This window comes from Neobacillus drentensis (assembly GCF_036965425.1).
GTDB lineage: Bacteria > Bacillota > Bacilli > Bacillales > Cytobacillaceae > Neobacillus > Neobacillus drentensis_F.
This window is the reverse complement of the sequence record NZ_JBALPP010000166.1, coordinates 1-11804: the sequence shown is the minus strand read 5'-3', so window position 1 is coordinate 11804 and position 11804 is coordinate 1. Positions and strand designations below refer to the sequence as shown.

The window sequence follows — 11804 nt, the reverse complement described above, 5'->3', positions numbered from 1 at the left end:
TCTTAATGCCCGCATGCTTCAAAAGTGAAAGGCTACGGTAATTAGGAGAGGCTCTTAATGCCCGGCAGCTTCAAAAATCAAGGGCGACGGTAATTAGTAGCGATACAAAATGCCCCCATTTACTTAAATTAACGGTCATAAAAAGCTCTTTATTAATTTTGTCATAGGGGAAAAAGAAAATGATTCAAAATATCATAGCAGAAAGATATAATATCCTTGTCTCTGAACTAATGCGGATTTTAGTACCGGATTTCATAATTCAGTCTATTCCTATGATCATGCCGGTAACAATTTAGTTTTTAGAATCTCAAATGGAACAAGAAGAAGTTTATCTGGGCTCGAAAATGAATTAAAATTCGTATCAACTTTTGAAGAACATGGTATTTCAGTATCGAAACCAATACTTTCTAAATATGAACGTATGATTGAAGAAGTGGAATATCAAAAACAAAAGTTTTATGTTGTTGCTTTTGAAAAAGCTGAAGGAATTCCAGTCGATGTAACAAACAAAAAAATCTGGAATGTTACTTTATTTTACAATTGGGGTAAGTTGACAGGTAAGATGCATAAGGTATCTAGTAAATTGGATGCCAAGTTGGACAGACCCAAATGGACAAGAAACCAACCTGATCTTCTTAGGCTTATTCCGAAAATATCTTCAACTATGATTGCTGACCGATATCTAGAACTACTTGAATTCCTAAAACGTTATAATGAAGACCATAATTTGTTCGGTCTTATGCATAACGATTTCCATCAGGAAAATTTCATGGTGAATGACGGCAGGATTACTGTTTTTGATTTTGATGATTGTGCTTATCATTGGTTTGCCTATGATCTCGCCGTTTCCTTCTATCATGCTTACTGGCAGTCCGCATCTTTTGTCCCTGAGAGGACTGATTTTAGTGAGATTTTTTGGGTACAATTTCTAAATGGATATCAAACTGAACATCCTATTAACAGACAGCTGCTAGAACAAATTCCTATTTTCTTGAAAATCAGAGAGATATTTTTATATGTTTTATTTTTAGAAAAGTGGGATTTGCCGCATCTTGAAGATTGGCAAGCCTTTACATTAAAAGATTTAAAGCAGAAAATAGAGGATAAAATTCCGTATTCAACTGTTAATTTTGAAAAATTGATTGACAAATTTATTTGATTTTCAATAAAATGGAACTATCAAACGAAAAGGAATGATATTGGGCCGATGAAGTTATAATCTTATTTTTTCAGTACATGATTCGAATAACGAAAAATGTTGAACCTGAAGAATAGGATTTGTCTGTCCTTTTTTATGTCCTGATCGTATAACGATGTATATATGGCCTTTTTAGGCTTATTTGTCGACCGATCATACATAAAACTCTCTTCAGGTTCATATGAAGGGAGTTTTTTTATGAACCAAATAATAAAAGTATCTGGATTAGATAAAAGTTTTAAATTAGTGAAAATATTAGAAAATATTCAATTTGACATAAAAAATGGGGAAAGGATCGGACTGGTGGGGTATAATGGCACTGGCAAAACAACGCTGGCTAATATTCTTTCAGGAAAACTTCCCCCTGATAGCGGCCAAATTGAGGCTTCAAAAGATTTAACGATTGGTTACCTATCGCAGTCGATTGATTACGAAGTTAGTGATTTTCAACAGTCTCTTTCAATGAATAAGGAAACTGAATTTTTTAAGCATGCAAGTGAACTTGGCCTTAAGAAAGCATATGAATGGGAAGAGAGTCGTTTAACCCATTTAAGCGGCGGTGAAAAGCTGAAGCTCGCCTTGTCTATGATTTGGGCTTCAAAGCCAGGGTTTTTAATCTTAGATGAACCTACAAATCATCTGGATTATAAGGGAATTGAATGGTTGATATCTGAATTAGACAAATTTCCAGGGGCAGTACTTATCATCTCGCACGACCGCCATTTTTTGGATAAGACCGTTACCAGGATATTTGAATTAGAAAATAAGAAAATCCATTTTTTCAATGGGAATTATAGTGAGTATCAAAAGCAAAAACAAAAGAAGTTTAAAGACCATATGCACCAATATGAAGTACAGCAAAGGAAACTAGAAGACATCGAACTGCAAATGGAGCAGCTTAAATCATGGTCTGATAAAGCTCATAGTACTTCTACGAAACAAGGCAGAGATTATGGCACTAAGGAATATCATCGCGTAAAAGCGAAGAAACGGGATGCACAAGTAAAATCAAAAATGAAACGGCTGCAAAATGAATTAGATAAGAATAAAATCGAGAAACCAAATGAAGATGCACAAGTAAGATTTCAGTTTGAAAACGACGGGAAAAGAGGAAAGCGAATTATTGAGGCGAAGAAACTCTCAATGACATTCGAGGAGCGGAATCTTTTTCAAGATGCTCATTTTTATATTATTCACGGTGAAAGAATAGGCCTTTTAGGTGAAAATGGCTGCGGGAAATCAACCTTAATAAAAATGATTCTAGGCCATATTGCTTCATCTGGCGGCAATCTATGGACAAGTGACTCGCTTAAAATCGCTTATTTAAGCCAAGATGTAGATGATTTACCGTCTGATAAATCGGCGCTTGAGGCATTAGGATATACGGATAGAGAAAGCATACTTCAAGCCCGTACCTTGTTAGCTAATCTAGGGTTGAAGGAGGAGCATATCACAAAGCCCATTTACACTTTAAGTCTTGGTGAAAGAACAAGAGTCAAATTGGTTGATATGTTAGTACGGGATTACGATGTCCTCATCTTGGATGAACCCACCAACCATTTGGACTTACCAAGCCGCGAGCAGCTTGAAAAAACTTTGAGTGAATTTACCGGGACCATTATTACCGTCTCTCATGATTATTATTTTTTAAATAAGCTTTGTGACCGATTGCTTGTGTTTGAGGAACAAACGATTAAACGAGTTGAGATGAAACCTGAAGAATATTTAAATAAAGATAACAAAATGAATGATCATCATGAGACTTTGTTAATTATAGAAAATAGGATTGCCTCAATTTTAGGAGAATTATCGACTATTGATCAAAAAGACCCGAAATATGTGCTTTTGGATCAAGAATTTAAAGACCTTTTAAAACAAAAAAGAAAAATAATCGGTTAATATCTTGAAAAGAGCAGGGCATACCTGCTCTTTTCAGTTTTAGATTTAAAATAACGGCGAATCTTTCAACTTTATCGGCGAATTTATAAATATATCGGCGAATTTTTAGTTTTATCGGCGGAAACTGGACATATATCGGCGAATCGAAATTTCCTCATTTATTATGAATTATGTCAAGTAAAGCTCTCTCTTTTTCTTCCCGCATCCCTGATTTCCACTCATCAGCCGACAATGTACGTGTTTTTTCCCAAGCATAAATATCCGTGATACTTTCCTCGAGAGGCTTAAAGGTAAGTCCGCTTGAAACTGCCTTTTCAATATTTATGGAAAAGGTTCCCTTCCAAGGCTGCTCTACATCCGGTGAAATCGGATAATTCTCAGGAACATAAAGAGGCATTTCCGTCCATGGCGCAACTCCTTGATCCGCCAAAAATTTCTCATCTGCCCAAACCAGTTCAGCATTTGAGCCCGTTATCTTGATACAGGCGTCCAGAAACTGCTTCATGGATAAAGAATAATTCGGCCCGGTTGCATTAAAAGTCCCAGCCGCTTGATTTTTCATCATCGATAAGATCCACTTTGAAAGATCTTGATTATCAATCAGTTGCACCCTGCGTTCCGGATTACCAGGCGCCAAAACTTTCCCACCTTTAGAAATTCTATGTACCCAATAGGGAATACGGTCAGTATAGTCATGCGGACCAATTAACTGTCCAGCGCGAATATTTAACGTTCGACCTGGCAAGTTTTGCAAAGCTATCCGTTCACATAATGCTTTAAAATGTCCATAATATTCATAAACAGGGCCATTCGCGTCTTTTGTAAGTTCCTTCGCTTCCTCATAGGCCATCTCTAAAACAGGATAAGTTTCATCCAAATTTTCAGGAATCCAATCTTTATAGACAGAAATACTGGAGATAAAGGTATATTGATTTACCCGGTCCTTTAAAACTTGAGTTGAATTTTGCACTGTAAACGGTATAAAACCGCTGGTATCCAAAACAGCATCCCAATAGCGATTCTCCAATTCCTTTAAATCACCAAACCGATCGCCTGTAATAATTTCAACATCCTTTAATCCCTCATTTTGATTTCCGCGGTTAAAAACGGTCACTTCATGGTTTTCTGCTAAAGCCTCCTCAACAAATGTTCTTCCTAAGAAGCGGCTGCCTCCTAAAACGAGAATTTTCATAAAAAATCCCTCCTCATCGTAAAGTTATTTTACCAATTTTCAGAAAATAAAAGAAACAAAAACGATACGGCCAAAACTAAAAACTAAAAATATTGCATCTACTCAGGATATTGTTACAATATCTATGGTATGTAAGAAAATTCAGCTTTAGATGCAGACTTATACATATAGAAGTGGAGATGATTTTTAAGTGGAAAGCCCATTTTTACAATCTGTTTATTACGAAAACGGAATATTAAACATATTAGATCAAACAAAAATTCCAGAGATCACTGAGTTTCTAGAAATCACGAAAATTGAAGATGCCTGGGAGGCGATAAAACAATTAAAGGTCCGTGGCGCACCGGCAATCGGGATTGCTGCGGCCTATGGTTTATTGCTTGGCATAAAAGATGCACCAGAGAATTCCTTTGACGAATTTTACTTTGTATTTAAAAAGCAAGCTGACTATTTAGCCACCTCCCGGCCAACAGCGGTCAATTTGTTTTGGGCTTTAAAAAGAATGGATGACCGTGCCAAAAAAGAAAAAGACCAACCAGTTGCCCGAATTAAAGAAGCACTTGAAAAGGAAGCCCATTTAATCCGTACGGAAGATGAAGAGGTTTGCCGATCCATTGGCGAGCATGCTTTAACACTTCTTCATGATGGTATGGGTATTCTAACACATTGTAATGCTGGCGGTATTGCAACAGCCAGGTACGGAACAGCTCTTGCACCGCTTTATTTGGCGCAAGAAAATGGCTGGGATATCAAAGTATATGCGGATGAAACAAGACCATTATTGCAAGGAGCCCGTTTGACAGCATGGGAGCTGATGCAAGCAGGAATCGATGTCACCTTGATTACGGACAGTATGGCAGCCATGGTGATGCAAAAAGGCTGGGTTCAGGCTGTTATTGTCGGATGTGACCGTGTGGCTGCCAATGGAGACGTAGCCAATAAAATTGGAACCTATGGTGTGGCATTACTAGCCAAAGCTCATGATATTCCTTTCTTTGTTGCTGCTCCAACCTCAACCATCGACTTGGATACGAAAACAGGTGCAGATATCCCTATTGAAGAAAGGGAGGCTTCGGAAATTACGGAAGGGTTCGGGAAAAGAACGGCCCCAGAAGGTGTAAAGGTTTTTAATCCTGCGTTCGATGTCACTCCGAATGAATTGGTGTCAGCAATCATTACAGAAAAGGGAATACTAAAAGGGAACTACCAAGATGAGCTTCCAAAACTTTTTATAAAGTAGAGTACCATTGTTCACAGAATCGGCATAACCAACCTTTGTTTCAATAGGGATAATAGTGTAAAATCAATGGTAGCAAATATGATTGGATAAAGGAGGGAGTCGGGTATGATGAAAAAAGTCATTGCAGCTGTGGTTTTGATCTCATTACTTACTGTAGCAATTGTACAGGCTATGGATAAAAAGACAGAACAACCCGATACCGCAAGTACTGCATCAGTAAATAAGGAAGGCTTAGCCATCGGGGCAAAGGCACCTGATTTTGAATTAAAAACATTGACTGGTGAAACAGTCAAGCTATCGAACTTAAAAGGGAAAAAAGTTATGCTGAACTTTTGGGCAACATGGTGCCCGCCTTGTAAAGCGGAGATGCCTGAAATGGAGCAGTTTTACAAAGAAAAGGATAAAGATCTTGTCATTTTGGCTGTCAACATAGACCCGCAATTGGAAGTGCAGAAATTTGTAGATGAAAATAAGATCACCTTCCCAATCCTTCTTGATGCAGAGGATAAAGTAAATGAAACTTACCAAATTTTATCGATCCCAACTACTTATTTTATAGATAGTAAAGGCATCATTCAGAATAAATTTACCGGAGCCATGACTCTTGATATCATGAAAGATAATGCAAGTAAATTAAAGTAATGGAAAGACGTTGGTTAGATACCAGCGTTTTTTTTATCTTATATAAATTTTCAAAAAGTTGTAATAATTTCAACCGTTTCAGGGAATAATAACTGTTACAATAGGATATAAGGAAGGTGATAGAAATGAGAAAGCCTAGAAAACGCTCATTCGCAGAACTAGTATCAGAAAATAAATCCCAACTTTTGAAAGACCATGCTGCAATGGAAAAAATCGAACAACGCTTAGAAGAAAAACGCCTCGGCAAAGCAGAGTAATCACAATGTTTGCCAATCATGGTTTGTAATCCTTATGGACAAAATATAACCAAGGAGGGATTATGACTATGACTAAAGGCTATAAAACAAAACGTTTCGCCCCAGACCATCTAGGGACACAACCTAAAGGAATTAGTGGAAATAAAGGAAACAAAATGAATGATACATCTGGCAAGCATGCACAGGTAATTCAAACAAAAGGTGAATAATTTTATTGGATATAAGACCCAAACGGCGAAAGCCAAAGGGTCTTTTTTGTTAAATTCCTCACATATTTTTTGACCTCCGATACAAACTATATCTGTACCATTTCTATATCAAGGAGGATCTATCGATGGAATATAATAACCAGCCAAAACCGGATGATCGCAGCGATAATGCTGAAAAGCTGCAGGCCATGATTCAAAATACTGAGGACAATATTCAAAAAGCAGAGCAATCCCTTTCTTTTACGGATAGTGAAACACAACGCCAGCAAATCGAAGCAAAAAATGAGCGCAGACGCGAGAGTGTTGAATCATTCAGAGCAGAAATCCAGGATGAAACCTGAAAAAATTTAGACTTAAATGGGTAAAGGATCTAGTCGAACAGGACGGATCCTTTTTTTAGGTTCAAGCCTTGTATTATGGTAAGATAAAAGGGAATTTTTTATAAAGAAGTGATGATATTGAATCAACAAATTAACAACCAAGTAATAACACAACAGCACATTATCCGTTGGGAAAAAGAATTAGACCAAAATGGTTTTATATCTGATGAAAACCTGTTGATGAGTTTGTTAGGGAAGGAAAAAAATCCGCAAACACATTCGAAGCTTTTAACCTTTGCGGCGATTTCACGAAAAGCGCGGAATAAAAAGGATTCATTGGCCGATTTTTGGTTGGACAAAGCGTTGGAGTTAAATCCACATAATCAAGAAGCAAAGGAATATTTGCTTCAGTCTGATTGGAAAAAATGGAAGGATGTATTGACACAGCTTTCTTTTCCATCGATCAGGGAAACAGATAACCGCACAGCTAAAAAGAAAACCGCTGAAGAATACATACAAATTTGCCAACGATTTTTATCAGAGGCTGATGATTCCTTAAGTGAATTGGAAAAGGAAAGGAACCTTGCCACTGGACTGAGGGACCATATTATTATCGCAAAGTACCAAATGCTTTTCGAGTTGCTTTCCTCTGCTATATCCGAAACCGTCAGTTTGTTTAAGGCAGCAGAAGAATATGACCAGTCCATTACCGGAGTGTTTCATACCTCTACCTTTTATGATGATTTGAAATCACATTTAGCAGCTGTGGAAGATCTTAAGCAGCAGTGGCAAAGTCAGTTTCAAGAAGAAGAGGCCATCGAAGAAACTTTTGATATTGCCTTGGACCAGTTGAACACAATGATCGGAATGGACCAGGTAAAAAAACGGGTCAACGATTTTTATCGATTTATCAAGTATCAAAAGACCCGCAAGGAAATCGGTTTCCAAATAAAAGATGATCTAAGCCTTAATATGATCTTGACTGGGAATCCAGGAACCGGGAAAACAACACTTGCCCGCCTGCTGGCTAAAATTTATCACGAATTAGGTGTGCTTCCTCATGAAGAAGTGGTCGAGACAAATCGGGCACAATTGGTAGGGGCCTTTGTCGGTCAGACCGAAGAAAATGTTAAAGCAGTCGTTGAACGCTCTATTGGTGGCGTGCTGTTCATTGATGAAGCCTACAGCCTTAAACGGGAAGGCCAATCAGGAAATGACTATGGCCAGGCGGCTGTAGATACTCTTGTTTCGATGATGACAAGTTCGGAATACGGTGGAAAGTTCGCCGTCATTTTAGCAGGATATCCGGAAGAAATGCGATCCTTTTTAGATGCAAATCCGGGTTTACGAAGCCGCTTTCCGCAATCTAATTTCATTCATCTCCCTAATTACTCCAACGATGAATTAGTGATGATTGCTGAACAAATTGCTTCAGAGAATGATTATTTTATGACGGAAGAAGCGAAAATCGAAATTGTTAACCGATTGGATATAGAGCGGGTGGATGACACTTTCGGAAATGCTAGAACCGTTAAGAACATTGTTATGGATGCTATTTTTAAAAAAGGCTCAGAAAAGCAGGTTAACAACGATGAATTTATGGATTATATGATGTTAAATAAGGAAGATTTCCTGATTAAGAAACCTAAAACAGTGGATTCACCAAAGGACCAATTAAACAGGTTAATTGGTTTAAATTCCATCAAAAATGAAATGCATGCACTGATTTCTTTTGTGAAAATGCAGCAGTTTAGACGGAATCAAGGAATGCCAACAGTACCGATTCAGCTTCATGCCGTTTTCACTGGAAATCCGGGGACAGGTAAAACAACGGTTGCCAAACTATATGCTGAAATGCTGAGAGAGTGTGGCATTTTAAAGAGGGGGCATCTGATTGTCGCCAGCCGCGCCGATTTTGTGGCAGGCTATGTGGGACAGACAGCTGGGAAAACAAAGAAACTGATCAGGCAAGCCCTTGGGGGTGTTCTGTTTATCGATGAGGCCTATTCCCTACTTGGCCACACAACCGGTGATTTCGGGAAAGAGGTCATTGATACTCTTGTCGACGAAATGACAAAGCATAATGAAAATTTGGTTGTCGTGCTGGCAGGATATCCAAACGAAATGGACGAATTACTAGAAAGTAATCCCGGGCTCCGTTCAAGGTTTAAAAAGTTCTTTTTCTTCCCTGATTATTCAACGGAAGAGATGCTGTCCATTATGGAAGCCTATGCCGGAAGATTCCAATATCAATTGACAAAAGAAGCAAGTACGTTGCTACATGAAACGTTGGAAGCTGAAACTTTCAAAGGGAATGGCCGCTTTGCAACCAATTTAGTCGATGAAATCATTCAAGCACAGGCTGCTCGGTTAATGACAGGGCAGGAAACAAATCTCCTTGAAATGTCATTATTTCTGGAAATGGACGATGTTATAAACGCATTGATGAAATGTAAATAAACGAAAAAAGAAAGGAACATTTTTGTGGATCATTATTTTGTTTCTCTTAGAGAAATTCAGCTTTACTACGCAGATACCGATATGATGGGTGTCATTTATCACGCTAATTATTTAAAATTTTTTGAGTTAGGTCGAACAGGCTTTATTGAAGATATTGGTTATAGTTATCTTTCGATGGAAGAAGCAGGCTATTATGCTCCGGTCTATGATATTCAAATCACCTACAAAAAGCCGTTAAGATATGGTGATAAAGCTTTCGTCAAAACATGGGTTGAACTAAATGATGGAATCAAGACCATCTATGGTTATACCATTTTCAACGGGGATGAAGAAGTATGTGCCGAGGGTAAATCCACCCATATTATTGTTAGAAAAGATAATTTCAGACCAACTTCTTTTAAAAAGACATTTCCGGAATGGTATTTAAAGTATGAGGAAATTAAGAAAAAGGATTGAAGCATTGGGGTGAACTAATTGGCTTTTGGCATAAAAAGGCGAGAGTTAATCGAATGGAAAAGAAAAATCGATAACGGGGAAATTGCATTTTTAACCCATTACTGGCTAGATGACCGTTTCCCTGGCTGTAAGACTGTAACAAAGGTGGGCTGTTCGGATCTTGAAAAATTGGCAGAATGGGGGATTAAATACGGTTTGAAGAAAGAGTGGATTCATCACCGAATCGACGGCTATTCTCATTTTGATTTAATTGGCCCTCGCCAGAAAGAGATCCTTAAGCAGGAAGGTTTAACTAAGCATATATGGATGAACGGCACAGTTGAGAAATGAGGATTCTTCAACTGTGCTTATTCTTTTAATCCATTTTTTTATATTCAAAGACAGGTTCCTCATAATCAGAATGATAGTTAATGACTAAATCATGATTGTCAAAGTACCACAAATCTTTTTCTTCAATATAAAAAGTAATCCCATCTAGATTTACGGCAGCACCGATATCGACAGGCTCCTCGGTGGAAACGCCGAGAGAAAATCCACTTTGAACGGTACTGCATCCGCCGTATCTTACAAAAAAGCGGACAAAGTCACCATTATTAATATTGAGTTCTTCTATATACCACGCTGCTGCTTCTTTTGAAATGTATATCTTCATGCGGTCTCCTTTCCATTTTTCCTCACTATTATTATAAAGGATAACTCTATTTGGGCATAACGATAAGATTTATTAATAACACCGCTATTTGAGCCACTGAACCATGTGGGATTGGATTTCCTTGTATTTTGCTTCCGCATTTTGCAGTCCAAACCCGCCTGCTTTTTCTAACGGGACGACACGAAAATGATGATATTTTTGACTCGTCACATAGGTTGGATAAAAAACAGGATTCGAAAGCTCGATCGAATTTCCTTTGGCGGAAATATGTTTGAATATATCAATGGTGGCTAAACCGCCAATATCCTTGTAATCACCGTATTGGGCTGAAATAAAGTTACCTAAGGAATAAATAATGAACGTTTTTCTGCCATCGCTCGTTTCAATCCAATCCATTGGCTGTAAGACATGGGGATGCGACCCAAGGATGATATCAACACCTTCATTGGCTAGAAATTGAGCTAAATCCTTTTGTTCTTTCGTCGGGATTCGCTGATATTCATTTCCCCAATGGATGCTCATCACCACAACATCCGCTTCTTTTCTAGCGCGGTGAATTTCTTCCTTCATCACTTCTCGATTGATAAGGTTTACGAGATAGTCCTTTCCTTTTGGAACAGGGATGCCGTTCGTTCCATATGTATAAGCAAGGAAGGCAAGCTTAATGCCATTTTTATTGACTATCCTTAATTTTAGGCGATCCTTTTCATCAAGGAAGCTTCCAACATGAGGTAAACCGATCGAATTCAAATAAGCAGTTTCGGACTGAATTCCTTTTTCGCCCTTATCAAGTGTATGATTATTAGCCGTTGAAACAATATCGACTCCCGTTGAAACAAGGGCATCGGCAACCTCATGGGGACTATTAAACATTGGATAGCCTGAGAGCCCGATCTCTGTTCCTCCTAACATACTTTCTTGATTTGCCGTAAGGATATCAGGATTTTCCAATAACGTCTTTACATTTTCAAACATGGGAACGAAATCATAGGAAGCCCCATTAAAAGCATCTCGATAAACATGATCGTGGATCAGGATATCCCCAATGGCACCAAGCGTCACCTTTTCCTTCATTTCTCGATTTTCAATAAAGGAGAGCCGCTGTTTATGCTTCTGGAAAGAATGATTATTTTCTTTAGTGTCCGTATTTTTTTGCTGGAGAAGGAAGTAAGCGGTTCCAATCATACAAATAGATATTATAATAAAAGACTGTACAATGACTCGTTTTTTCATATGTACTCCTATTAATGGTATGTTTCTTAGTATTACTATATAATAT

General features: G+C 38.0%; 12 protein-coding genes and 1 pseudogene. 10 read left to right on the top strand and 3 right to left on the bottom strand.

Annotation, left to right across the window (positions count from 1 at the left end):
• Positions 1–298 precede the first annotated feature (298 nt).
• Both V7161_RS28745 and abc-f read left to right on the top strand, forming a co-directional pair.
• A pseudogene (locus tag V7161_RS28745) lies at positions 299–1159 on the top strand (phosphotransferase enzyme family protein); the annotation flags it as partial.
• A 237-nt stretch (positions 1160–1396) separates the two neighbouring features.
• Complete coding sequence (gene abc-f / locus V7161_RS28740) at positions 1397–3097, top strand: ribosomal protection-like ABC-F family protein (RefSeq protein WP_335716203.1); 1701 nt, start codon at positions 1397–1399, stop codon at positions 3095–3097.
• A 154-nt stretch (positions 3098–3251) separates the two neighbouring features.
• Here abc-f and V7161_RS28735 read toward each other — a convergent pair whose 3' ends face one another.
• Positions 3252–4289, bottom strand: coding sequence for an NAD-dependent epimerase/dehydratase family protein (locus tag V7161_RS28735; RefSeq protein ID WP_335716202.1), 1038 nt, complete (start codon positions 4287–4289; stop codon positions 3252–3254).
• Positions 4290–4479: 190 nt separating this feature from the next.
• Between V7161_RS28735 and mtnA the strand changes: the two genes are divergently transcribed.
• From mtnA to V7161_RS28695, 8 genes are all read left to right on the top strand, one after another.
• Positions 4480–5529, top strand: a complete 1050-nt coding sequence (gene mtnA / locus V7161_RS28730) for an S-methyl-5-thioribose-1-phosphate isomerase (protein ID WP_335716201.1) — start codon at positions 4480–4482, stop codon at positions 5527–5529.
• A 105-nt stretch (positions 5530–5634) separates the two neighbouring features.
• Positions 5635–6171: a redoxin domain-containing protein gene (locus V7161_RS28725; protein WP_335716200.1), complete on the top strand. Its 537-nt coding sequence runs from the start codon at positions 5635–5637 to the stop codon at positions 6169–6171.
• 125 nt (positions 6172–6296) lie between these two features.
• Complete coding sequence (locus tag V7161_RS28720; protein WP_223589976.1) at positions 6297–6428, top strand: FbpB family small basic protein; 132 nt, start codon at positions 6297–6299, stop codon at positions 6426–6428.
• Between the two features lie 68 nt (positions 6429–6496).
• Positions 6497–6637, top strand: coding sequence for an acid-soluble spore protein N (locus V7161_RS28715; protein ID WP_420491684.1), 141 nt, complete (start codon positions 6497–6499; stop codon positions 6635–6637).
• Positions 6638–6762: 125 nt separating this feature from the next.
• Positions 6763–6978 (top strand): small acid-soluble spore protein Tlp, encoded by a 216-nt coding sequence (gene tlp, locus V7161_RS28710; RefSeq protein WP_335716199.1) that lies wholly within the window; start codon positions 6763–6765, stop codon positions 6976–6978.
• A gap of 111 nt (positions 6979–7089) precedes the next feature.
• Complete coding sequence (locus V7161_RS28705) at positions 7090–9417, top strand: AAA family ATPase (protein ID WP_335716204.1); 2328 nt, start codon at positions 7090–7092, stop codon at positions 9415–9417.
• A gap of 24 nt (positions 9418–9441) precedes the next feature.
• Positions 9442–9873: an acyl-CoA thioesterase gene (locus V7161_RS28700; protein ID WP_335716198.1), complete on the top strand. Its 432-nt coding sequence runs from the start codon at positions 9442–9444 to the stop codon at positions 9871–9873.
• Positions 9874–9891: 18 nt separating this feature from the next.
• A complete protein-coding gene (locus tag V7161_RS28695; RefSeq protein WP_335716197.1) occupies positions 9892–10203 on the top strand; it encodes a hypothetical protein in 312 nt (103 codons plus the stop codon).
• 25 nt (positions 10204–10228) lie between these two features.
• On the opposite strand, the gene V7161_RS28690 is transcribed toward V7161_RS28695, so the two are convergent.
• Both V7161_RS28690 and V7161_RS28685 read right to left on the bottom strand, forming a co-directional pair.
• Positions 10229–10525 (bottom strand): HesB/YadR/YfhF family protein, encoded by a 297-nt coding sequence (locus tag V7161_RS28690; protein ID WP_335716196.1) that lies wholly within the window; start codon positions 10523–10525, stop codon positions 10229–10231.
• Positions 10526–10609: 84 nt separating this feature from the next.
• Entirely contained in the window at positions 10610–11758 is a 1149-nt protein-coding gene (locus V7161_RS28685; RefSeq protein ID WP_335716195.1) for a CapA family protein, read from the bottom strand.
• Between the last annotated feature and the right edge of the window lie 46 nt (positions 11759–11804).